Annotated in this window: 23 protein-coding genes and 1 pseudogene; 6 read left to right on the plus strand and 18 right to left on the minus strand. The window is 46.4% G+C overall.

Annotation, left to right across the window (positions count from 1 at the left end; translation table 11 throughout):
* Positions 1-256: 256 nt before the first annotated feature.
* From JGK07_RS26655 to JGK07_RS33290, 10 genes are all read right to left on the minus strand, one after another.
* Positions 257-1,696 carry an IctB family putative bicarbonate transporter gene (locus JGK07_RS26655; protein WP_293243216.1) on the minus strand — a complete coding sequence of 480 codons (1,440 nt, stop codon included), beginning with the start codon at positions 1,694-1,696 and terminating at the stop codon, positions 257-259.
* 181 nt (positions 1,697-1,877) lie between these two features.
* Positions 1,878-2,771 carry a histidine kinase dimerization/phospho-acceptor domain-containing protein gene (locus tag JGK07_RS26660; RefSeq protein ID WP_293182804.1) on the minus strand — a complete coding sequence of 298 codons (894 nt, stop codon included), beginning with the start codon at positions 2,769-2,771 and terminating at the stop codon, positions 1,878-1,880.
* A 454-nt stretch (positions 2,772-3,225) separates the two neighbouring features.
* Entirely contained in the window at positions 3,226-4,671 is a 1,446-nt protein-coding gene (locus JGK07_RS26665) for a 1-acyl-sn-glycerol-3-phosphate acyltransferase (protein WP_293196262.1), read from the minus strand.
* Positions 4,672-5,181: 510 nt separating this feature from the next.
* Positions 5,182-7,191: a ribonuclease catalytic domain-containing protein gene (locus tag JGK07_RS26670; RefSeq protein WP_293182800.1), complete on the minus strand. Its 2,010-nt coding sequence runs from the start codon at positions 7,189-7,191 to the stop codon at positions 5,182-5,184.
* Between the two features lie 302 nt (positions 7,192-7,493).
* A complete protein-coding gene (gene rpsR / locus JGK07_RS26675) occupies positions 7,494-7,709 on the minus strand; it encodes a 30S ribosomal protein S18 (RefSeq protein ID WP_006631377.1) in 216 nt (71 codons plus the stop codon).
* 211 nt (positions 7,710-7,920) lie between these two features.
* The gene (gene rpmG / locus JGK07_RS26680; RefSeq protein ID WP_293182798.1) at positions 7,921-8,109 is read right to left on the minus strand and encodes a 50S ribosomal protein L33; all 189 of its coding nucleotides are present in this window, start codon (positions 8,107-8,109) and stop codon (positions 7,921-7,923) included.
* 38 nt (positions 8,110-8,147) lie between these two features.
* The gene (locus JGK07_RS26685; protein ID WP_293203341.1) at positions 8,148-8,681 is read right to left on the minus strand and encodes an RDD family protein; all 534 of its coding nucleotides are present in this window, start codon (positions 8,679-8,681) and stop codon (positions 8,148-8,150) included.
* Between the two features lie 105 nt (positions 8,682-8,786).
* Positions 8,787-9,074, minus strand: coding sequence for a type II toxin-antitoxin system mRNA interferase toxin, RelE/StbE family (locus tag JGK07_RS26690; protein WP_293191911.1), 288 nt, complete (start codon positions 9,072-9,074; stop codon positions 8,787-8,789).
* Positions 9,049-9,279 carry a hypothetical protein gene (locus JGK07_RS26695; protein ID WP_293191909.1) on the minus strand — a complete coding sequence of 77 codons (231 nt, stop codon included), beginning with the start codon at positions 9,277-9,279 and terminating at the stop codon, positions 9,049-9,051. The genes JGK07_RS26690 and JGK07_RS26695 overlap by 26 nt, the downstream gene beginning before the upstream one ends.
* Positions 9,280-9,336: 57 nt before the next feature.
* Entirely contained in the window at positions 9,337-9,465 is a 129-nt protein-coding gene (locus JGK07_RS33290; protein ID WP_363319198.1) for a nucleotidyltransferase domain-containing protein, read from the minus strand.
* A gap of 261 nt (positions 9,466-9,726) precedes the next feature.
* On the opposite strand from JGK07_RS33290, the gene JGK07_RS26700 reads away from it, so the two are divergent.
* Positions 9,727-10,581, plus strand: coding sequence for an SGNH/GDSL hydrolase family protein (locus JGK07_RS26700; RefSeq protein ID WP_293243213.1), 855 nt, complete (start codon positions 9,727-9,729; stop codon positions 10,579-10,581).
* A gap of 293 nt (positions 10,582-10,874) precedes the next feature.
* On the opposite strand, the gene JGK07_RS26705 is transcribed toward JGK07_RS26700, so the two are convergent.
* The 3 genes from JGK07_RS26705 to JGK07_RS26715 form a co-directional block, all read right to left on the minus strand.
* Positions 10,875-11,777 (minus strand): DUF4436 family protein, encoded by a 903-nt coding sequence (locus tag JGK07_RS26705; RefSeq protein ID WP_293225490.1) that lies wholly within the window; start codon positions 11,775-11,777, stop codon positions 10,875-10,877.
* 124 nt (positions 11,778-11,901) lie between these two features.
* Positions 11,902-13,413 (minus strand): carotenoid oxygenase family protein, encoded by a 1,512-nt coding sequence (locus tag JGK07_RS26710; protein WP_293243210.1) that lies wholly within the window; start codon positions 13,411-13,413, stop codon positions 11,902-11,904.
* Between the two features lie 162 nt (positions 13,414-13,575).
* On the minus strand, positions 13,576-15,030 hold the full coding sequence (locus JGK07_RS26715; protein WP_293243207.1) for a folate/biopterin family MFS transporter: 1,455 nt from the start codon (positions 15,028-15,030) through the stop codon (positions 13,576-13,578).
* 198 nt (positions 15,031-15,228) lie between these two features.
* Between JGK07_RS26715 and JGK07_RS26720 the strand changes: the two genes are divergently transcribed.
* The 5 genes from JGK07_RS26720 (at position 15,229) to JGK07_RS26740 (ending at position 18,911) form a co-directional block, all read left to right on the plus strand.
* Positions 15,229-15,708: a hypothetical protein gene (locus JGK07_RS26720; protein WP_293182780.1), complete on the plus strand. Its 480-nt coding sequence runs from the start codon at positions 15,229-15,231 to the stop codon at positions 15,706-15,708.
* 4 nt (positions 15,709-15,712) lie between these two features.
* Positions 15,713-16,225, plus strand: coding sequence for a cupin domain-containing protein (locus JGK07_RS26725; RefSeq protein ID WP_293191898.1), 513 nt, complete (start codon positions 15,713-15,715; stop codon positions 16,223-16,225).
* Between the two features lie 129 nt (positions 16,226-16,354).
* The gene (locus tag JGK07_RS26730) at positions 16,355-16,999 is read left to right on the plus strand and encodes a class I SAM-dependent methyltransferase (RefSeq protein WP_293196254.1); all 645 of its coding nucleotides are present in this window, start codon (positions 16,355-16,357) and stop codon (positions 16,997-16,999) included.
* A gap of 221 nt (positions 17,000-17,220) precedes the next feature.
* The gene (locus JGK07_RS26735) at positions 17,221-18,075 is read left to right on the plus strand and encodes an AraC family transcriptional regulator (RefSeq protein WP_293182774.1); all 855 of its coding nucleotides are present in this window, start codon (positions 17,221-17,223) and stop codon (positions 18,073-18,075) included.
* Between the two features lie 239 nt (positions 18,076-18,314).
* A complete protein-coding gene (locus JGK07_RS26740) occupies positions 18,315-18,911 on the plus strand; it encodes a ferric reductase-like transmembrane domain-containing protein (RefSeq protein WP_293182772.1) in 597 nt (198 codons plus the stop codon).
* Positions 18,912-19,037: 126 nt separating this feature from the next.
* On the opposite strand, the gene JGK07_RS26745 is transcribed toward JGK07_RS26740, so the two are convergent.
* From JGK07_RS26745 to JGK07_RS26765, 5 genes and pseudogenes are all read right to left on the minus strand, one after another.
* Positions 19,038-20,306: a sodium:proton antiporter gene (locus JGK07_RS26745; RefSeq protein ID WP_366038864.1), complete on the minus strand. Its 1,269-nt coding sequence runs from the start codon at positions 20,304-20,306 to the stop codon at positions 19,038-19,040.
* Positions 20,307-20,498: 192 nt separating this feature from the next.
* Complete coding sequence (locus tag JGK07_RS26750) at positions 20,499-21,641, minus strand: universal stress protein (RefSeq protein WP_293182816.1); 1,143 nt, start codon at positions 21,639-21,641, stop codon at positions 20,499-20,501.
* A 208-nt stretch (positions 21,642-21,849) separates the two neighbouring features.
* Positions 21,850-22,476, minus strand: a complete 627-nt coding sequence (gene kdpC, locus JGK07_RS26755; protein ID WP_293182770.1) for a K(+)-transporting ATPase subunit C — start codon at positions 22,474-22,476, stop codon at positions 21,850-21,852.
* Between the two features lie 162 nt (positions 22,477-22,638).
* Positions 22,639-22,908 carry a K(+)-transporting ATPase subunit F gene (gene kdpF / locus JGK07_RS26760; RefSeq protein ID WP_293182768.1) on the minus strand — a complete coding sequence of 90 codons (270 nt, stop codon included), beginning with the start codon at positions 22,906-22,908 and terminating at the stop codon, positions 22,639-22,641.
* A gap of 149 nt (positions 22,909-23,057) precedes the next feature.
* Positions 23,058-23,645, minus strand: a pseudogene (locus tag JGK07_RS26765) (HAD-IC family P-type ATPase); the annotation flags it as partial.
* Between the last annotated feature and the right edge of the window lie 89 nt (positions 23,646-23,734).

A 23,734-nucleotide genomic window follows, 5' to 3' on the forward strand; every position in this document is an offset into this window, starting at 1 on the left:
AGGTAGTTGTTTTGAACGTCTAGATGTGTCTTGACAGCGTATTTAAGAGTGTCAAAGCTTCTTAAGAATCTCCGCACCTTCAGGTCGGAGAGTGTCAAATCATCGCTTGCAGCTTTAGGAAAGCTGTCTGCTTTTTGGGAACTGGAATCCTTACCGGGCGGGGATAAAACCCCGCCATTACTTTTATAAGTTCGATTTTTGAACCGCAAGCTTTTCGGTGATTACCCAGGGGTACCTGATTTTTCCGATCGCTATTCTACTCGCCCTGTGTCAAACCTGAATCTTGCTGCTGCTGAGAATTGCTATAAAAACTAGCAATAATCGCCACCATCAACCACCAAAGCATATTAACTTCCGGCCGATACCAAACTGTATCGACAAAACCGTGAGCCATCATACCAGTTAAAGTGGCGATCGCCCCAATCAACCAAAACCCCTGATTTGATTTGAGATTTGGGGATTCTTCCTCTAAATGAGAGCTGTTAAATTGTGCGTCGCGCAATTTTTTGATCTGCAACAAACCTTGATTGACGGTAACAGTCATCAGCCACAGGAAACACATTAAACCGATAAAACCAGTTTCGACGGCAATTTCTAGCAGCACAGAATAAGCGCTCAAAGCAGTGAATTTTGGCTTCATATAAAGCGGATAAACTTTATTAAAAGCAGTATTTCCGGGCCCAATGCCGAGGATTGGCCGATCGCGAATCATGTCAATCACCGCCGTCCAAACATTAATCCGAAAATTGTTGCTGCTGTCGCCGCGGCCGACAAACATACTCGAAACTCGATCGCGCAAGGCTGGCACCAAAGCTACTCCCAAAATTAACGCTCCAGCCAAACCTCCTAACCCTAACGGCAGCGCCCAAGTGCGCCAGAACCTAGGCATTAAAGGGCTGTACCAGTACCAAAGCAGGACTAAAAACACCACCAGCACAGCCACAAAACCGATCCAAGCACCGCGACTGTCGGTGTAGCGCAAACACGCGCAATTCACTACCAGCATCGTCAACGCTAAAAGTTTGGTTCCCCATCCTTGCCACACAAAAAGTGCGGCGGCGCTCAAGGCAATGGCTGGTAGCAAATAGGAACCGAGCAAGTTGGGATTGCCCAAAAAACTGTAAACTCGGGTGACATCGGCTTGAGTAGAAGTCGGATCGTTCCAAGTAGCTAATGGTGGCACTTTATCAATCCACTGCCGCACGCCGTAGAAACTGACAATTAAAGCAACATTAAGATATACGGCTATTAACCACGATCGCAAACGGGAATCTCGCAATATCCGCGCCATCAGTGCAAAAAATAGCAAATACAGCGTTAGCTTCGTCCAGCCTGTAAAAGCGGCGGCTTTCACCGGCGACATTGCTGTGGCGACGGTAGCAATGCCCCAGTACAAAAGTACCAGCAAGTGAATGGGTGTGAGGGCGATCGCGCGATCGTCCGAAACAGTCAGCAGCACCCAAAACGCAGCGGCAGCAGCCATCAACACACCCACCAGGGCGTTGTTTACAAATGGGCCCATACCGAACGTCAAGGCGAGCAAAACAAAACCCAGGGGCTCGGCCCACTGCATCAGCCAGCTACTCTGCCGCCAACCGCGCAAAGAGCCGATCGCCAAATTCAATAAATAACTGCCACTTTGCCACTGAGAGAGCGACAAATTTGCCAGAGTTAACTGTTGCCAAACTGAATTCATTTCTTTAAATTCGTTATTCGTTATTCGTTATTCGTTATTCGTTATTCGTTGTTCGTTATTCGTTATTCGTTGTTCGTTATTGGCTGTAATAACAACAAATAACTAATAACAAGTAACAAGTAACCAATAACAAGTAACCAATAACAACTGTCAACTGTCAACTGTCAACTGTCAACTGACTTCATCTTTCCAACAACTCGGTAGCATTGGTACAGGGGAGCCAGAGCGCGTAGCGATATCCAGATTCTGGAGTGCCTTGAATCGAGAGTTTGCCGCCTTGAATTTCCACCAACTGGCAGCAAAGCAGCAGCCCCAAGCGTTCCCTAGCGCCGTAACCAGCTAACACAGGTGCCGTATCCGCAGCATTCTCGGCCACCAAAGCCGCCAACTCAGAAAACGCCAGCGTTAATCGCTGCGAAGCCTGTGTCTGTGACGGAAGTGGCGGTTCAAATTCCAGGGAGTCGGTTTCGGAGTTCGATCGCGCACCGCGATCGGCTCCGACCTTCAACAAGTAGTCGGAGTAGAGTTTAGCATGGGGCAAACTTTCACCCAACCAAGGATGAAAAACCCAAACTCCGATATTGATACCGTCTTGTTTCCGAGAAACGTGGACTCGAATCACGCTGCCTGCCCCAGCCGATTGAATAATGCTAAAAATTAAGTGGTGCAGCATTTGCTGAACTTTATCCTTATCGGCCAGCCAGATGCGCGGCCCGGGCCCCATTGACAAGTTAATTTCTTGCTCTCGTCTAGAGGCTGCTGGCGACAGGGTTGTCACAACTTGCTGAGACAAAGTTTCTATATCAACTGCGGTTCGCTTCAATGTGAAAGCGGTATCGTCTAGATCTGCCAGTTCCAAAATTTCTTCAACTAGCGATCGCAAAGATCGGCTGCTGTCTTGGATCACGTCGATATATTCTTTTTGCTTGCTCGTTAAGGGGCCGTAAATTTCTTGGTTCAATACGCTTGCCATGCCGAGGACAGAAGTGAGCGGGGTGAGCAATTCTTGCGCTAAATGATTCAGCAGTTTTACTTTAATTGAGTTAGTAGATAAATCGATAGGTTTGTTATTCATCGGTTATTTTTGTTGGTTCATTATCGAGCGCTTATTGTTAGATCGAGTCCGGTTAAATAATTCTAATTAAGTTTGTACTGAGGACGGCAGCCCTCAAAATCTTAAAACGCCGAACGAAAACAACTTTATTATCAGTGATTAACCGGCACTGATACTTAGTTACTTATTATACATCTTCCCCAAGTTTATAACAAGTTGTTTGCTGCACGAATTAAAAATAGAGTGGCAACCCAAAGGCAATATATAGCAGTTGACAGTTGACAGTTGACAGTTGACAGTTGACAGTTACGTAGTACGAGAATCAAACCGTTTATGCTAAAGGGTTATAGGATCTATTCATGACATGATTTATGTCCTAACCTATGTGGCGGTTGCTATATCATCCTTATTTTTGCTTCTCTCTTCCTGCGTCTCTCTTCCTACTTCCCTATTCCTAATTGCAGATTCGGACTAATTAAGATTTAATCATTCCTTCTAAAGCGGATTGCAAGTCTTGAGTGAGTTCGGCAACTGCTACCCTGCGGCTGCTTTGATATCCCTCCCAGCGATCGCCGACTGATATCGGTTCGCCCACGGTCATTTGCACCTGCTGTTTGCCCAAAGAAGGGCGGCCGAAAGGATTTCCGCCTTTGATGCGAGTCAGTACGTCCCACAGCAGTAAAGTTGTTTCTGCCAAACGTTCTGCTGTGAGCTTTTCTTGGACGTATCTGCCCGTGACTGAGACGAAACTTTCGACAAGTCTCATGTGCCACATCCGCAGACTTGCTTCTTCAGCGAGGCGATCGGCTAATCCTCTTTCTAAGGCACAAAGTCCTGCAATATCTTTGATATCTTCTCGATAAATATAGTCCCAGCCTGCTTGTTCCAGACGGCGGCAGCGGTCTATCAAACTGCCTTTGGGCTTCAAGTTAAAATATTCTTCTGCTACTTGCAAGCCTACGTCTAACAGTGCTGTCAGTCGAGGAATCATCGCTTCATTTTCCGAATCGTTTGTCGTTGTTTCGGGCAGCGGTATTAATGTCAAAGAAGATGTTTTTAACTGTAAATTTCGATGATAAAAACGGGCGTAAAACTGTTCCATTACTGTTAGTAAATGGTTGCCAACTCGAATCAGGCGCAGATATTGGAATTTGTGATGCTGGTCTGCGGGAGCGAGATTTTCTGCCTCTAATTTAGCAATCTCGGTGGGTTCTAAGGCTGGAAGTCCGCAATCTATTTCTAATTGAGTTAAAAGTTTTTCTAAGGGTTCCCAAGGTGGATTGACATAGCGGTATTGAATGCCGATCGGCACAATCAACACTTTTTCATCAGTACGTCCGGCTTTTAGCAAGTCTTCAACGCACCAGAAGCCCATTTGAGCGATTCCCGGTTCCAGGGGGCTAACTATTTCATTGTGACCGTTGGTGGCGCCTTCTGGGGCGGCGGCGATGGGAAATTGGCTGTTGGCGAATAAATCGCGGGCCGATCGCAATCCAGCGCGATCGATCTTGCCGCGCACAATCGGAGTACCGCCGAGGCGAGAATATAGCCAGCCGACGCTAGAACCGGCCCACAGAGGAATTCCGCGATCGTAGATAAAGTGGGAATGTACCGGGAATTGCAGGGGAATGCCTTTGGCGCGCGCCGCCTGGGGAACGAGTTTCCAAATTAGTTGTCCCAAACAGTAGGGATCGTCGGAGTTGGGATGGCGGAAGGCGAGTAAGAAGCGAACTTTTTGATTTTGAAATTGGTGGAAGAGTTCGGCGAGGGTTTCGACGTTTTCGGCTTGAATGTGGCTGATATTTGTCTTAAATCGCAGCCACCAGGGGAGTATTTGCTGACAACCATTGACGATGAGGGGGTTGTAGGCTGGGGGTATGAATTCCAGCGGTGGCTGAACTTGGTTTATAGAATTGGGCATTTGGCGATTTTAAATTTTTGATTTTAGGAATGAGAATTAAATAAGCTGTCGTGCATTTCAATTGCATATTCGGGACGGGCTAGAAGCCCATCCCACAAGACTTGAATTATTTCTTGACATACAGTTTAAATGCACAACAGCGTCCCGCCCGTCCAGAAAGAACGGGATCTTCTGGCCCATCCCACTTTTAAGAGTGTAAGTTATTAAATTTTAGTTCCTTAGTTAATCATGTGCGATCGATTTACCGCAATCAGATTCGATCGCGCGTGCGGACTTTAGTCCGCAGCCTGAAAGCGGACTTTAGTCCGCACTACAAACAAACGGTTTTTGTGATGGTAATCGACTCGACATGATATAAGACGGCGCTTGCAACCGCCCCTAGAGAAACAAAACCCACTTCAATGAGATTGCTAACTTAAGCTTATTGGTTTATAGCCGCAAACGCACAATTCCTGTCAGTAAGATTTTGGCAATCCAAAATCTAAAATCTAAAATCTAAAATCTAAAATCCTATTGTGCTGCTTCAAAAATCATCTCTTGGAAGTTAATCACGTCCGATCGCGGATCGCAGTGAGTGACTTTGACTTCTAGCCGATCGCCAATTTCGACCGATCGACCAAATCGCATCGCCAACTCCAAACCCAACTCTTCCAACAAAATCAAAGCCAGATTGCTATCTTCCCTCAACCAGCGCAGCATCAAAGCTTCCCAAACCTCATCAGGATTGCGCCGCAAATATTCCAATCCCCAATAACGGTTTGTTTGGCGTTCCACGGTAGAGGCTTCTCTAACTGCGGTACCGAGACACATCACAATATCCTGTATTTCTTGGGCGGAAAAAGGCAGTGGTTCGCCCCGCAGGTGGGCTTTAATTTGGAAGTGAGTCAGCAAGTCGGTATAGCGGCGGATCGGGGAAGTAACTTGAGTGTAGGATTCCAAACCTAAACCTGCGTGGCGTCCGGGGGTCAGACCCATTTCGCTGCGGGGCATACAGCGACGTACAGCGCAAGCGCGGGCTGGGCCAGCGGGCACGGCCAGCAGTTCTTCCTCTGGGGGGAGTTCCGGCTGCGGCTGATAGCGGTAGGGTATGGGCAGGCTGTGAGTTTGACCGTAGCGGGCGGCGACTTCGCCAGCTAAAATCATCATTTCTGCTACTAGCAATCTGGCTGTGGAGTCGTCGATGACGTGGATTTTGATTTCGTCGCCGTGGACTTTGATGACGGATTCGGGCATGAAAATGCTGATGGCGCCTTGGGCTTCGCGCCATTTTTGACGCAGTTTGGCCGCCGAGGCGATCGCGCTTATTTCCGGTTCTGCTTCAATTCCCAACTCCAGCATTTCGTCTACGTCATCGTAGGTTAAGCGATAGGTGGGTTTGATCTTGCTGATATGGATGCTGTAATCTTGGGCCGCGCCGATTTCATCTAAGGTGACACTAAAGCTGAGGGCGCTGCACTCTTTACCTTGAATTAAACTCATCGGCCCGGTTGCCAAAGCTGGGGGAAACATGGGGATCATGCCCGTGGGCAGATACACTGTAGTGGTGCGCTTTCTGGCTTCGAGGTCGAGTTCGTCTCCGGGGGAAAGCAAGCGGGTCGGATCTGCTATGTGTATCCACAGACGCTGCTGGCCGTTTTCGAGGAATTCTAGGCTGAGTCCGTCGTCGATTTCCGTAGTGCTTTCGTCGTCGATCGTGTAAACCTTGAGGTGAGTTAAATCGAGACGATCTGTGTCTGAGTCGGTTGAGGGTTCTTCTAGGCAGCTTTGCGCTACTTCTAATACCTTTGCCGATAGTTGTAGGGGAATTTGGCTTCGCCGCAAAAACAGGTTTTCGTGGGGACTCCACAGGCCGAGATCGACTAGGAGTTGAAATGCTGCTTCGGGGTTTTCGGGACGTTGTAAGCTGGCTAAAGTTTCTAAGGCCGGCGTGCGGTGAGTTGCTTCTTCTCCGAGGGTAGCAAAGCGTTCTAGGGCATCGAGGCGAGTTCGATCGCTAGTTGCCCAATCTACATTATTTTCCCCAGCCAGCCGCCGTTTAACTCGATCCCAAAATCCTTGGGATTCTTGGTGTCGGTGCTGTTCTACTTCTTGCTGGTGTTTGATTTCGGCTACTTGGGCAACTGGTCGCGGTTCGTAGCGATCGCCCTTTTGTTTAAAATACAGTTTATCTGTGGACAGCAAACAATAAGCTGCATAACACTGCGCCGGAGTGCGATCGGAAAATAGCAGCATAGCCAGGGCTTCTGGATCTGTATTTTCTCCGTCGCCCACTAGAAGTTCCCAAGCTACTTCTAGACTCGACGGATCTGAGTAAGCTTCTACTTCTTTAAGAAATTTGGAAATGTCGGAGGGTTTGTAAGTTTCTCCGACTGCTTCATAGCTGATTTGTTTTGGCGGAATGCTGTGCGGTTGACCGTTTTCGTCTACCACTACCCAGTTTTTCTTGCCGTCAGGGCGATCGGCAACGGCCAGGCGGCGGTCGCCGTGCACTCTAAATTCTACTAACGTTCCCTTCTCCACTTGCCCGCTTTATTTTTGAGATTTTGGATTTTTACAGTTGCCACTTATCGAGTTTCTTTGCTTCCGATTTTAGATTTTGGATGTTTACATTTTTTAAATCAATTGTCAAAACTAACATCTAAAAAGTTCTGCTTTTTGTGCTTTAATTTTTAACTTTTGAGATTTTGATTAAGACTTACGCACCAGCGACTCAATACCAAATATTGCCAGCTATTAGCTACCATCGCTTGCGACAAAAAGACGTTGTTTTCGCGTAAGTCCTATTTTTGTCCAAAATCTAAAATCTAAAATCCAAAATCCAATTAGCCTTCTTGGTTTACGAAGGGCATCAAAGCTACAATTCTTGCTCTTTTGATGCTGCGGGTCAGGTCGCGCTGTTGTTTTGCCGTCAAACCGGTAATCCGGCGGGGCAAGATTTTACCGCGTTCTGTGACGTATTTTTTGAGCAAATCGACATCTTTATAGTCGATCGGGTCTCCTGGTTTGATTGGCGAAACGCGCCGGCGAAAGTAAGTCATGGTTCTTTGGTAATTGGTAATCTGTCATTGGTCATTGGTCATTGGTCATTGGTAATCGGTCATTGGTCATTGGTAATTGGCAATCGGTAATCAGTAATTCTTAAAAGATTCTTAAATGACTGCGATAGTAGAAACTATTAGCCATTAATCCTTAAATACTACTCATTCCCCATGCCCCATGCCCCATTCCCCATGCCCCATGCCCCATTCCCTACTTGATCTCTTTGTGAGTAGTGTGCTTGTTGCAGTGGGGGCAGAACTTTTTGAGTTCCAGCCGTGCCGTCGTGTTGCGACGGTTCTTGGTCGTGGTGTACCGAGACACGCCTTTGGAGCGTTTGCTCGCGTTTGTTCGGCACTCAGTACACTCTAGAGTAATTATGATGCGGACGCCTTTAGCCATAATTCTAAATAAATTTCGACTAATTTAAACACAATTTATTATCGTCTCACATTTGTCTGCACTTGGTCAAGCAATCTTCTGACTTTGATGTCAAGCGAGTAGCCGCGCTTGGTTCCGATGACGATCGTCCTACCGAGTCGATCGTGAAAAGCTTGGGGAAACCTTTCTGCGTCGGTGAAAGCAACGCTACAGTCGATCGCCAGTGGTAACATCAGCAGCAAGACGCCCGCGTTAGTGGAGGTGAGCCCACCTACACCTGCGAAGGCTAGGGCGGCGCAAAAGCCCAGCAATGCCTCGCGCTTGCACAATTCTTGCACTCCGGGAGTCCGTTGGAATCTAGGATCGAAAATTTTCATGTCCAGGGCCCAGCGCCCGAGACTTTGACCTTGGTTTTTCCTGACGATGGCTACGCGCATTATCATCCACAGCAGGACAAAAAGAAAGGTTTGGGCGATCGGATTGGTGCCGAGAATCAAACTGGGTATCCAAACGGCGATCGCATCGATGCAGAAGGCACCGGCGCGGCGATCGAGTGATACTTTGGGCAAGAGGGGAACTAGGTCGGAACTCATAGGCCAAAAAAAGAATTACTTTGAAATGGGTAAGTCCTATTTCTATCGTAATCGAAATCAAGGGGCTTGAAGCCGTAGGGCATAAAGTCAAGGCGCAGCTACATATTAATAAACCTCATCATGGCTTTCAATATCAACTAAGAGAATCACCATTTCTAACAATTCCTCATCTTCAGAAAAATTAAAAATTATTCTGCAATCATATGCAACAGAACAAGACCATAATCCGGCTAAGTCCCCTCCTAACTTCTGAGACTTCAAAGATGGCGTAAATGGATCATCTGCCAGTAGCTTTAACACCTTAGTAATTTGATCCTTTAATTGTGGATTTTTCTGTACGATCTTCCTAAAAGATCGATTAAATCCACTACTCCAGACAACTTCCATCATCATCTCCTAGTAAATCTGCGATCAAATCATCAACACTTCCTCTCTTTGCTGTCCCATTCTTAAAAGCTTCCATCACTTCCTGAGCATTAGCCAAAATTTCATCCCTCCGATTTTCAATCCGTCGCTTGCGGATTAGCTCAAACAACTGATCCTGATCTTCTATTGATAAACTTTCGACCTGAGCAATAATTTCTTGTACAGTCATCATACAGCCTCCTTTAAACTAAAATCAACGAAATATTTCGCCTCCACCAAAACCCAATCCTTAATCAAACGGCTTAATCCTTATTCCGTTATAATCCACCAAAAGGTCAATATCACTACTCTCATCGACAACACCCCGCGCCACCGAACCAAACACCCATACATTAAACGCCCGATGTCGCAGCGCCACCGCCAGGATATCCTCGCCCTTGGACTTTAATAACTATTGTAACTTCAGCATAGGATTTCCTCAAGCATCAATTTAATTTGAAACTTTACAGGCTTACAGATCCATTCGTGGAAGCCCCCCGCGTTCACATCAGGAGTGTCAAAAAAGCCCTTAATATAATTATATAGCAACTGCCAAGACTGTTAGGATATTCTTAATCACTGAAAATCTTGCCCGGAAATCCCAAGCTCAAAACTTAAACTTTTCCTCAAAAACTGTGTCATGTCTCCAAATGTGCGATCGCCCCGTCCCAAATCCCCGCTGAAGCAAGTGTTAATCAGACTTGTCCTCGCCGTAATTGCTGCTGTTATCGCGTTCAACATTCCTCACTCCTTAATTCCCGTGTTTAAAGAACCTGTATCCGAAGCATCGCCGCCGCCCGAAATCCAAAACGTGCTCGCCGGGAAGCGCAGAATTGTGACTGTGGGCGACAGCATCACCGAAGCGGCGAAATACCCAGGAGGTTACGTTTGGCTGCTGCAACGCTATCTAAATGCCCTGTATCCCGATCGCAAAATCGAGATCGTCAACGCGGGAATCTCCGGTAACAAGGCGAGTGATATGCAGGCGCGTTTTCAGAAAGATGCGATCGACAAAAAGCCAGATTTAGTCACGATCAACGCCGGAGTTAACGACGTTTGGCACGCTTTCTTCGACTTCCAAAAGCTTCAGTTTCATCCCCAAGGCAACTTAGCTGCGGGATTACCGCTGGCAGAATATATAGACAAAATAACTCAAATGGTACTGGCAGCAAAAGCCGCAGGAATTCGAGTCGTGCTGCTTTCTCCTACTCCGATTCGCGAGATTCTAGACGGCCCAGAAAATCGCAGGTTGCAAGAATATGTTGTGGCGATGCGAGAAATTGCCAAGCAAAATCAGTGCTTGTTTATCGATTTGAATGCGCCTTTTCGGGAAGTGATCGGCACCTATCAAAAACACGCCGGAAAAACTCTAAATTTGTTAGCAGCCGATGGAGTTCACCCGAATCCGTCGGGATATCGAATCATTGCTTTTACTATATTGCGCGGTTTGGGAGTACCCGCTAAGGATATTGAAAATTTGCAGGTGAAAAATTGAGCAGAAGGAAGAAGGAAGAAGGAAGAAGGAAGAAGGAAGGAAGAAGGAAGAAGGAAAGAAGTAGCTGTAGGGTGTGTCGCCCTTAACAATCTCTAAATTTGACAGACAATCTCACAGCGACGCACCTGACAAAGAGAGTTGAGGAAACAAGCCGTAGTCATTAGTATTTGTAGGGTGCGTCGCCATAAAAAATCCCTAAATCCAATCGACAATCTCACAGCGACGCACCTGATACTTAGGGTGCATGGAAACAAGCCAATTTTTTTTTGCAGCCATATTTTTTATAAATGATATTAATCATCAATGGGCGGATGATAGCGTTTCAACCAACAGCTACCGATAATCACCAACGCTACCACAACAATCATTTCCGTCCAAAAAAATGACAGGAAATCGCTAGCAGTTCCCACTGGCGGAACTCCCGGTTGAGAGTTGCGAATACCGGGAAAAGCAAACAGCATCACACCTGTCCAACTCAACATTCCGACTTCCGGTAACTTACCCGATTTCATCACCTTTAATGCTAGCAACAGCGCCATGATTGACAGCACCCACATGATCACAATAATCACCAAGGAAAAGAATTTTACCGGAATCGATCGCGTGGCAGAAACATCGATATAAATAAATATAGATGAATTCTCTTCCATCGGCTTATAACTGATATCGAAGCCGGGAACATCGGCATTAAATTTAAATTCCAGCGGCACAGGATTTAGTTGGAAGGGAGCAAACTGTTTGCCAATTGAAGCCAGCGGGTCAATTGAAATAGCTACTTTAGCAATGTGCGTGTCAAACGGATAATTGTTGATTTTTCCCTTGACTAAGTTAAACTTTAATGCCGGGACAATCATCGGTTTGCCTTCTTTAAAGCTAATTTCCGAATCTTCTACATTCGCGCCGTTAACTGTCATTAACAAGTCTTGAGCTGGGTAAGTCGGCCCTTTTTTATAAATACCTTTAAGCTCGAACTGCAAGCGGGTTTCTAATTCGTTTTTAATCGGGTCTACGCCAATTACGGTCATTTTGACCTCAACCAAGCCTTTGGGGGCTACAGCGGTATCTGGAGAGGGGCTGTAAGGCTCTTGGGCATTAGCATTGTGAGAGTAAATAGATAAGATAATTGCCAAACTTACGGCGAGGCTGCAAATTAAAATAAGTATTTTTTTGATATTTGATTTGTTGACAGTTTGCATTAATTAGGGATATTTTATGTATTGACTTGTTGTTAGTATTCCCCGCAATACAAAAGGTTCGTAGTGAGGACTTTAGTCCTCTGACGGATGCGGACTAAAGTCCTCACTACAAACCTATTTTATCTTAGTTCTCGGGAAGCAGTACGTTTGGTGTAAAGCTGCCGTGCAAACCGTAGGGAATGTGCTGTTTTAAATGCAGGCGCGCTAGGGGGCCTTTGGTGATGTCGCGGGCATCTAGAATCGCTAAGGTCGATCGATGATTAGCCGCATCATACATCAAAACCAGCAGCCAACCGTCATCTTCAGCCCTTGCAGCCTCAGGCGAGACGGCTGAATCACGGGGAACAAAAACTGGTTCACCAGCAAAGCCGCGCGGCGCGACACTCCAAACTTGCCTTTCACCCGTGTGGAAATCTATTTTAAGAATAGCTTGCAAAGGAGCATTCCCAGTGGCAGAGTCAGCGGCGCCGATATAAAGATATCGGTAAGGTTGTCCGACATTATTCGGATGCAAAGTCGGAAACTCGCAACACCGAGTTTCCACAACTTGATGCTGCACGGTTTTGTCTTGCAGATTTAACTTGAACCGCCACAACTCGCCCGCTGGAATGGTGTCAAAATCAATCTCCAGAAAATCGCCGTCATGTTCGACAGTGGGAAATGATTCGTAGCAAACTGAATCTACAAAAACTTCGCCGTTTTCTTCCCAGGCGTTGCAGTGGTGGAACACAAAACAAGGTTCGGTTTCTAATATTTTTACCTCGTCAGTGCCGTTGCGCGGAATTAAAATTGCCTGGGTGGGCTTGTTTGGCGAAAATTTAATGCACTGCGCTGCACTCCGAAATCCTAACAGGAAAAGTAGGGGATTGAAGCTGACAGGATTTTGGAAGAATATGCAGTAATTCTCGGTAATTACCATGTCGTGCAGGAAGGCAAAACCCGGGATTGCGTGGGCGTGTTTTTGTAAAAGTTTGCCGCTTTCGTCGAGTTCGTAAATGGTGATTGTACTTGACAAACCGGGCTTGACGGAAAAGTTGACTAATCTGTCTCCGGCTCCATTTTTGCCTTTTTCAATTCTGGGGTGGGCGGCGAAGGCTTCACCGGGTTGTAAAATCCCGTCTAGGGTGTCTAATCCGAGGGTTTCTAGGCTGCGGGGGTCGAGTCTGTAGGGCTGTGCTGCTTCCCAGAGTGCTAGCAGTTTGTCACCCCAATAAATGATGTTGGTGTTGGCGATGTTTTTGATTTTGACATCAAAGATGTTGGCTAACCAGCCTCCGGGTTTCTGTGTGCCGAATACGCCTCGGTGCAGGATTTTTCCGGCTTTTTGTTCGGCGAGGTAGCCTTCGGTGTGCACGAATCGGTTGCGGAAGTGGGCGCGTTTTTCTGAAATTGCGATCGCACAAATCATGCCGTCGCCGTCAAAGGGGTGGTGGATGCGCGATCCGTTGACATCCAATAATCCGGGCCCGTTACGAAAGAATGTGCCTTGTAAGCCTTCTGGGATTTCGCCTTCGATGTTGTCAATCCAGTAGTCGGCTTCGTTGGGTTGGGATTCGTAGCCACGCTGCCAGTCTTTGCGATCGTATGATAAGTTTGGGGCTACTGTTTTGGCTGGGGAAGTTTGTAAGTTTTGCATTGGTAGAATAAGCTTTTATTGATTTAACCGCAGAGGGCGCAGAGAGCGCAGAGAGAAAGAAAGAAATAAAGGAGAGAAAAATAGCAGAAAGAAAACTATCAAGATATTCGCAGTCTATTTTCTTCCTTCTTCCTTCTTCCTTCTTCTTTCTTCTTTCTTCCTTCATTTGCTTTCTACGGTGCGGGTTTCGGGAATTGATGTCGGTACTAAGTCGGGAAAGTATTCGGGCATGAAATGCTGTCCGCCCGGTTTTGCACAGCCCAGTTCGGGTTCTAATACTGGGAGAGATTGTTGGTAGTTTGGATCGCCGCTTTCTGTACTTTCTGCCGGGAGCCAGTTTAAGAAGGGGAGGGGTAGCAGTGTGGAGAGGTTGGCGATGACTACTAGCAGCCAGAGGTTGTCGAAATTGCGATCGGTAATTCCGAGCCAGTGTGTCAAAATTGCACCGCCTTCGTAGGAAATAATTCCTGCTAAATTGGTGACAGACATCAGCACTGCAAATAAGGTTGCTTCGACGCCTGGAGGACACAACCGCGCTGATAGTACCAGCACGGGCATATAAGCAATTTGTCCGATTACTGTCAGGATCAGGCTGTCTCCGATGCTGAACCATTGGTCGTCAATTCCTAATGCTCGGTTGGCATGAGTTACTAATAATAATGTAGTCATGCCCAAGGCACTTGCAATGACTGTTGACCAGCCGAAAATGACTCGAAATGGAATTGCTTTGAGGTAGCGCTGAAACAGCCAAATGCCAACGAGGGCGGCTATGCTGGTGACGAGGCGCACTCGTCCGAGAAATTCTGGCTGAAAGCCTAATTCGTTGGTGCTAAAAAAGAAGAAGGCGGAGTCCGAGCTTGGTGTGGATTGCCACAGAAATAGAAAGGCGGTGGGCAACCAAATTGTTTTTTCGGCAACAGCTTGCCGCAGTTGTTTGAGTTGGTTTTTTACTGTTTCAAAGTCGGTTCTTTTGTTGACTTTTTCTTCGGTAATTAACCAGGCTGTTGTTGATACGATTAGCGGGAAAGATGCAGTGATTAAAAAGATGGTGTGGGTGCTGAAGTGTTGCAGCAGGGAACCGCTGAGGTAAGCGGTAATTAGTCCGCCAATGGCTGATGCGCCCCAAGACAAGGATTGCAGGGAACCGGCGTCGCTAACTGTTTCCTTTCTCGCTCTTTCTACTACTAGGGAGTCGGCGATTACGTCGCTGACGGCTAGTGAAACGGAACTTAGGGCGATCGCCCCTGTGGCCGCTAAGGGCGTGTGTACGACTGTGGCCATCCCCACCCATGCTGCCGTTCCCAACAGCCCCGAGAGGACGATATAAGGCCGTCTGCGGTAGCCGAATATGGGCAACCCGTCGGACATGAAGCCGAACAAGGGTTTGATAATCCAAGGTATGGCGACGACGCCCAGCATGGCTGAGACTTCGGCGGGAGTCATGCCGAGTTCGTCTTTGAGGAAGAAGCTGACGGCTAAGCGGGCTAGTCCGAGGATGCCTTGGACGAAATAAATCAGTAAGATGGCTATGAGTTCCGGGGTTGGCTCATTCCCGAAGAATACTTTTTCTTTTAAGGATTCTTTGAGTTTGCTGGCGCCAGAGGGGGAAAGGAGCATTTGAGCAATATTTCTTAATGAATCTCAATATTTATAACACATTCTTAATGAATTGACAGTTGACGGTTGTGACGGTTGTCAGTTGACGGTTGACAGAAGTCCAAGGGAAGCAAGGGTTTCAGCAATTAGCACTTGGACGATCGCCAGGAGAGCTTGCTACGATTGTAATTAATCTGAATTTAAGGATTTTTTGTATCAATGAAAGCAGAAATCAGAATTTTCTCTCTGGCAGTAACTTGGATTTTAGGAGCGGGGGCTCATTTAGCCTTGGCTTTACCTGTTGCTAATCAGCAAGGAGATTATACGGGGCTGCTGGCGAGACAGCGGGGCAACAGGCAGGTGAATTGGGTGGTTGTTGACTCGGATTCTCAAGGGTTAAATTGCCGGATGGCTCAGCGATTTAGATCTGTTTCTGTAGATGCTCTTGATGCACCAGATGAGTTATTTGAAAAAAATAAACATAATGTTTCGCAGTGGCCTGTGGTGACCACTTTTCGGCGGGGACAGCGCTTGCAAGCGGTGACTGGAAATAATGCTAATCAAATTATGATTGCTGACTCTCAGGGTAAGCCTTGGTTGCCGATTTCCACGGATAAGGGTAATTGTTTTGTGCGGGCGAACAGCCGTTTTGTTAAACCGATTCGTGAAAATCCTACTACTTTGAAACCTTTGGAATAGAGAAATGAACCGCGAAGGCGCGAAAAACGCGAAGGAAGAGAAAGAAGAGAAGGAGTTTTGTATGATTATTCATCCTAATAATGTCCCAGAAAGTACAGGCTCAAATTATCCTCAGCAATTTAAATCTGCTGTTGCGGGAAGAGTTAAAAAACGCTTGGGTGATGCTGCGGGTTTGCAGAATTTTGGGGTAAATTTGGTGAGGTTGGCGCCGGGAAGTTGCTCTGCTCTTCGACATTGGCACTCTCGTCAAGATGAGTTAGTCTATGTTCTGGAAGGGGAAGTTACTCTGATTACAAATTTGGGTGAGCAATTGCTAAAATCGGGTATGGCGGCGGGTTTTCCGGCTGGAGATGCTGACGGGCATCATTTGGTGAATCGCTCGAATGCTGATGTTGTTTATCTGGAAATTGGCGATCGCACTCCTGATGATTCAGCAAGTTATCCCGATGATGACTTAATCGCGAAAGCGGGCGATAATGGTTGGATTTTTACGCATAAAAACGGCGAGATTTACTAAATATCAAGGGTTATTAGCCCCCTTCAGGTGCGGGCGGATTGTTTTTATGGAGAGGTTTAAATCCCCGTCTTAAAAACCTCGCACTCATCTGTCAACTGTCAACTGTCAACTGTCAACTGTCAACTGTTTATGAGTCAAGTTAATCTTTGGAGTTCTGCGGAACACGCTTTGTGGTATCTTGCTAAGGCTGATGGTATTCCTCACCGCACTGAGGGTGAGGCGGTTTTGTTGGAGGAAGTGCCGAAAGATGTCAAACGGATTCTGGATGTGGGTACGGGTGATGGGCGGTTGTTGGGTTTGCTGAAGTGCGATCGCCCGAATGTTGCATCTGTGGCGATCGACTTTTCGCCAACTATGCTGGAAAAAGCCCGCATTCGCTTTGCTGATGACAATACTGTCACGGTAATCGAGCACAATTTTGACGCACCTCTGCCGGATTTGGGCAAGTTTGATGCGATCGTTTCTAGTTTTGCCATCCATCACGTAGAGGACGATCGCAAACGTTCGCTTTACGCCGAGATTTTCGAGCTTTTGGAACCCGGAGGCATTTTTTGCAATTTGGAGCACGTAGCGTCCCCAACAGAGGCTTTGCATGAGAAGTTTCGAGAGGCACTCGGTATCAGCAAAGAGGGTGAAGATCCTTCTAATAAATTGCTGGATGTGGAAACACAACTGCGCTGGTTTAGAGAAATTGGTTTTGACGATGTAGACTGTTATTGGAAGTGGCGGGAACTCGCTTTATTAATTGGGGTGAAACCAATCGCATCGCAATAATATTAGTTCGATAGTAAGGCGTGCATCTGCAAGCAAATATGCGTGTAGGGGCGAAGCATGACCGCAATCAATATGAGATTATAACTAATAACTTATATGCGGTCATGCTTCGCCCTCTTCAAAAACCAGATGCACCCGACTGTTCGGACTTTAGTCCTCTAAATCTGCGGACTAAAGTCCTCACTACAAACCGTTTTTGTCGCTCGAAGTCGAGACTCGCTGTGTCTGATAATGAACCTGCACCGCATTTGCACCTCCTTTCTAGCTTTGAATTGGGATGGAATGGTTTGAATCTGATTTATGAGCTAGAACCTGCTGACGAAATGCCGGAAACTGATTTAGAACACCACTTTATTCTCATCGCTGAAAATGATTTTCGGGCGAGTTTTATGTTGAATGGAAGTTTGCAAGAGGTAGATTACGCCAGCGGCGATATTGCGATTATTCCTGCTACTCAAACTATTCCGAGAACATTTGTCGATCGCGAAGTTCCATTAATTGAGCTGTTTCTCGCCCCTGAAATGCTGGCGCGCGCTGCTTTTGACTCTGTGGATGCAGATAAAATTGAGTTGGTGCCGCAGTTGCATCTACGCGATCCGTTAATTCAGCATATGGCGCTGGCTTTGAAGCAAGAATTAGCAGCCGGAGGCGCAGACAGTCGCCTGTATGCAGAGTCAATGGCAACAGCGCTTGCTGTGCATTTGCTGAGGCGTTATTGTTCTTTTACTCCTGAAATTAAAAACTATACGGGCGGGTTGTGCAAGTATCAACTAAGGCAAGTATTCAATTATATTGAGCAAAATTTGGATGGTAATTTGAGTTTGGAAAATCTGAGCAGTGCTGTGCAGATTAGTCCGCATTATTTTGCAAGTTTGTTCAAGCAATCTACAGGATTTACACCCCATCAGTATGTGATGAAATGCCGCATTGAGAGAGCAAAGCAGTTGCTTCGGCTGCGGGAGTTGACACTTGTAGAAATCTGCCACCAAGTCGGATTTCAAAGTCAAAGTCATTTTACCAGAGTGTTTCGCCAACAGGTTAAAACTACTCCAAAGGCTTATAGAGATGCGCTTTGAAGGTTGGGAAGATTAGGACATTTTTGGGAAGATTTGGCAAGACAGCGGCCACGGGCGATCGCTAAATTTAGTATGTACTGAGTTCGTGTCCTGTTAATTACTGGCAATCATAAGGTTTGGTTCGTAGTGAGGACTTTAGCCCTCTCTTTGATGCGGACTAAAGTCCTCACTACGAACCAATTTTTTCATGGTGTTCGATCGGACAGGATATGAGAATTTATTGTAAGGATTCATCACGGATGAAAGGTAGTAAATTTGCTGTGGAAGGATGGAGCATTGTTGGTTTTTCGGCGCTGACAATTGGGATTATGCTTGCTGTGATTTGGCTGATTTACGGTGTTGATGAGACAGCGATGCGGTTGGCGATTCGAGCAACTGCTCGTACTTCGTGTATCTTATTTCTATGTGCTTTTGTGGCTTCGTCACTTCGCAGGCTGTGGCCCAATATATTTACACAGTGGCTGTTAAAAAATCGCCGCTATTTGGGGCTATCGATGGCTGTGTCGCATACGTATCACGCGATCGCCTGGACTGGCTTGTGGTGGGCCACTTCTGGCGCGTCGCCCGGGTTTGACCCTCTGGGGATCTTGGGCTACGTGTTCCTGTTTGCAATGACTGTAACATCTTTTGAGCGATCGGCAGCATGGATCGGTCAACGGGCCTGGAAGATTCTACACAATGCTGGAATGCACTATTTCTGGCTGGCTTTTACCTTTGAATTCGGTATCAAGATTGTTAAATCGGCGATCGTATATTTACCTTTGACAGTGTTGCTAGTTGCAGCAATGATGCTCCGCTTAGTTGCTCCGAGAATACAGAGAAAATTAGTTGGTTAGGACTTCGATCATCTCCTGTATCCTTTAATAAAACTGGTTCGTAGTGAGGACTTTAGTCCTGATTTTTGAGGACTGAAGTCCTCACTAAGAACCAGTTTCATCTGCTTGGTGTGTTAGTCCTGTGAATTAAATTAAATCCGGTACTTTAGGTTTAATTCGCCGCTCGTACCAGTTCATTAACGGGGTGGCGCTAATGCCGTGCACAATCACAGAAATTACGATCGTAGTAAAAGTAATCCAGGCAATTTTCTCGGCAGTTTCGCCTTTCAAACCGTGACCGAAAGCATAGGTAAGATAATAGATTGAACCGACGCCGCGAATGCCGAACCAACCGCAGAGCCAGCGACTGGCGGGATGCAAGCGACTGCCAATCGTACTAATCCAAGCTCCCACAGGCCGAATCAAAAAGATTAACAATCCAGCTATTAAAAGGGCGTAGCTTCCATGTGCAACGAGAGCTTCTAGGCGCAACATGGAACCCAATATTAAAATTGTTCCTACTTCCATTAACTTTTCTATGCGCTCAGTAAAGTGCAGTTGGGAAAGCGGTTTTTCGGGGTCGCGGTAACTGCGCTGCACTACAATTCCTGCTACAAAAACTGCGAGGAATCCGTAGCCGTTGACTACTTCGGTGAGGGAATATGTGAGCAGAATTGTGCTGAGAGCGATGAAATCTTCCATTAGTTCGTCGGCGGGCCTGTAGCGTTGCAATCGGCGATCGATCCAAGTGACGGCTTTGGCTACTAAAATGCCCATGACGATACCTGCGGAACCCGCCCAAAGCAAGTCAATAGCTACCCACTGCGAAAACCAGTTCGGCCAATTGTTATCTTTTAGCGCATAAATGCCAAAATAAACAAAGGGAAAAGCTAAAGCATCGTTTAATCCACCTTCCGATGTTAAGCCAAAGCGCAATTCATCGCGATCTTCTATATCAGCTATCTGAACTTCTGAGGCTAAAACTGGATCTGTGGGTGCCAGAATTGCTCCTAGTAAAATGGCAGGGCCCCAATCTAATTTCACAAACCAATGAGCGATCGCAGCAACAGCAAAAATCGAAATCGGCATTAAAAAACCGAGCAGCCGCGCGGTGGAATTCCAGGCCCAAAGTTGTAGCGGGCGATTCATTTTTAAGCCGCAACTGAACAGAGAAACAAGAACTACAAATTCTGTGAGTCTTTCTAAAAATTGAGCTTCGGGGCGCAATTCAACCAGCTTGACGCCGTAGGGCCCCAATCCGATACCGACAATTAGATAAATTAAGGCATAAGATACCGGCAATCGCGAAATCCATCCGGAGCCCAAGGTGACGGTGAGCAGGAGGATGCCAATCACTAGCAAATTTAGAATGTAATGATCTACCATAGCGATCGCACTTTTAATCAGCTTTAACAAGTGCAATCTTGACAGATAAAAGCTTCTGGCACATCCGCCGAAAGCTAGAGCCTGCTATCCTCCGAAAGTTATATTTATGAGTTATTAGTTATGAGTTATTAGTTATTAGAAACAACAACAAACACCAAACCTAAGACAAATGCCCTATGCCCTATGCCCTATGCCCTATGCCCCATGCCCCATGCCCAATAACTACCGACTTTTTTCCGTAGAGATGATGTGCAAATCTACGTGTTTGAGCGATCGCACTAACTGTTGAGTCAAAGAACCCCGAAACAGCAATTTCCAGCGTGATTGCTGGCTTTCGCCGATCACAATTTGAGTAATCCGATACTGTTTAGCTACCTCAGAAATTGCTTGTGCGATATTCGGACTTTCCACCCGCAGAAATTGGCCGTTAAATTCTTGGCAAAGCTTCTGGCAAGTTTCAACGTGCAAGCTTTCGGATTTTGTTAAGAAGCGATCGGGAGCATCCACAAACAAAGCATAAAATGGGGCATTCATGTAGTTCGCCAGCCTTGCACCCCGCCGCAGCAGTTGCAAGGAATTAGGAAAAGTCGATACGCATACTAAAACTCGTTCGTGAATGTTGCAAGATTGACCTTTTAAAGTTGCTGCATCGTCTTCAACACTATCTGCTACCTCCCGCAGCGCCAGTTCTCGCAATGCGATTAAATGACGGCGCTGGAAAAAGTTTTTTAAAGATTGTTCTATTTTTTCAGGAGCGTAGATTTTGCCTTCTCGCAACCGTTCTTCTAAGGTTTCGGGCGTGACATCAATAACGACTATTTCGTCAGCTTCTTCGAGAATGCGATCGGGTACTCGCTCTCGCACTACAACTCCCGTAATTCTCGCTACTAAATCGTTGAGACTTTCTATGTGTTGAATGTTGAGGGTAGAGAAAACATCTATCCCTGCTTTCAGAATTTCTTCGACATCTTGATATCGTTTTTCTCGCAGAGAACCGGGAACGTTTGTATGAGCCAGTTCGTCTACTAATGCTAGTTGAGGGCGGCGTACTATTAGGGCTTCAGTATCCATTTCGGTAAGTGCTTTTTCGCCGTGCAGCATTTCTTTTCGCGGGACTATTTCTAGTCCTTCGCCTTTAGCTGCTGTCTCTTTCCGCCCGTGAGTTTCTAACAGTCCAACGGCGACATCAATGCCTTCAGATTTGAGTCTGTGCCCTTCTTCCAGCATTCGGAAAGTTTTGCCGACACCGGGGGCCATTCCGATAAAGATTTTGTGCTTTCCCCGGCGGTGAGGGCGATCGTAACCGCGATTTGGTTGGGCGTAAATTGCGTCGGAATTGTTACTGAGTTCGCTAGAGTGAATCATCGCAGTTGACAGTTGACAGTTGACAGTTGACAGTTGACAGTTGGCAGTTGATAGTTGACAGTTGACAGTTGACGGTTGACGGTTGACAGTCAATTACCGATTACCAATGACTACTAAGAGGGCGGGCATGGGGCACCGCCCCTACCTGACTAATGACTAATGACTAATGACTATTCACTACTGACTGCTGACTACTGACCACAGAGTATTATAAACCGTCGAGAGCCACATTTAGTTTGAGGACGTTAACTCCCGGTTCGCCGAAAATACCGAGAAATCTGCTATCTGTATTTTTGGCTACTAACATTTCGACTTGATTGAGATTGACCGATCGCACTTTTGCTACCCGTTCAATTTGCGATCGAGCTGATTCTACGCTAATGTGCGGGTCGAGGCTAGAACCGGAAGTGTAAACTAAATCCGCAGTCGGTTTGATACCAACTAAATTGAGGCGAGCCAACTCAACTTCTACCCCCTGAAAACCATCTTTTTCATTACCTCGCTTCACCAGATCCGAGTTGCTAGGAGCAAGATTGCTCGCTCCCGAAACGCCCGTTCTCTGACTTAAATTTTCTGCCTTTGTGGGGTCGTAATCTATTGCCGCAAAGCTGCTGTAATTTGTGGTACTGGGGCGACCCCAAAAATATTTATCCGAGCCGAAAGACTGACCGATTAACGATGAGCCGACTACAACTCCTTGGTTGGTAATTAAACTGCCGTTTGCTTGGGAATTGAAAGCAAGTTGACCGATTGCGAGCAGGATTAAGGGATAAATAATCGCTGTGATTCCCCACAAAACTAAAGTAACGCGAATAGCTCTGATTAATTCTCTCATACATGACCTCAATGAAGGAAGTTCGGCAACGGATTGTGTAACGGATTGTGTAACGGATGTCATGAAAAACTGGATGCCCGAAACCGGATTTTTGCGAAAATATTTGGTTTAGCCGCCAGATTCGGTAAAAAACCCGGTTTCTAAGGTTGACAATGGAAATGCCTAAAATCTTTCTGGCTGAAAAATCACGACAAACAAATAAACTGCTAGCCCAATAATTACTAAACCCAAAAGACTTAAACCCCACGCCGCTTTTTTGGTCAAACCTTCATCCGCAGCCGCATAAACCGCGGGTGCAATTATCAAGTTAAAGCACATTACCAGAAATAGCTGCACCGGGATTGGGTGGCGCGATCGCAGCATTTTCGCTAACTCAATTGTTTCTTGAAAGTCTCTGGGTAAAACATCATTCAGCAAATCATTCCGTTTCATGAATTCTCCTTTGTTGGGAACTAAATATCTGTCTTTCTCTTAGATTTTTTGTGGGAAAATCGAGGCATAGCCTCTGGATATGCGTTCCCAGGCAGAGCCGGGAAGAGTCATCCGTTACATCCGCCCTGCGAATCGGTAGTCGAAGTTTTTTATGCTAACCCGATCGCAGCAATGAAAACATCAATAATTTTGATGGCGATAAACGGCGCAACTGCTCCGCCCAATCCGTAGATTAAAATGTTCCGCTGCAACAGTTGATTGGCACTTAGTGGTCTAAATTTGACACCAGTTAGTGCCAGGGGAATCAAAGCGGGAATAATCAAAGCATTGTAAACTAATGCTGACAAAACCGCCGATTGACCGCTGGCTAAACCCATGATGTTTAAAGCGCCGACGGGAGCAAACATTGCGGGAATAATTGCGAAGTATTTGGCGATGTCGTTGGCTAGCGAAAACGTAGTCAGCGCGCCGCGAGTAATTAGCAATTGTTTGCCAATTGTCACTAAGTCAATCAGTTTTGTGGGGTCAGAATCTAAGTCCACCATGTTTGCAGCTTCCTTCGCCGCTTGGGTTCCGGAATTCATCGCCAAACCTACGTTTGCTTGGGCTAGGGCGGGTGCGTCGTTGGTTCCGTCTCCCGTCATTGCTACTAATTTACCTTCGGCTTGTTGCTTGCGAATTACTTCGATTTTGTCTTCGGGAGTTGCTTCGGCGATGAAGTCGTCTACGGGAGCATCCCACTTTTTGACTAAGTAGAAACACCTAGCTTGATGTCATTATTTAAATACGCACATCTCAGTCTTAAAATTTGAGGCACATTTTTTTC

Origin of the sequence: Microcoleus sp. PH2017_24_DOB_U_A (assembly GCF_020738205.1) — a bacterium.
Taxonomy (GTDB): Bacteria; Cyanobacteriota; Cyanobacteriia; order Cyanobacteriales; family Microcoleaceae; genus Microcoleus.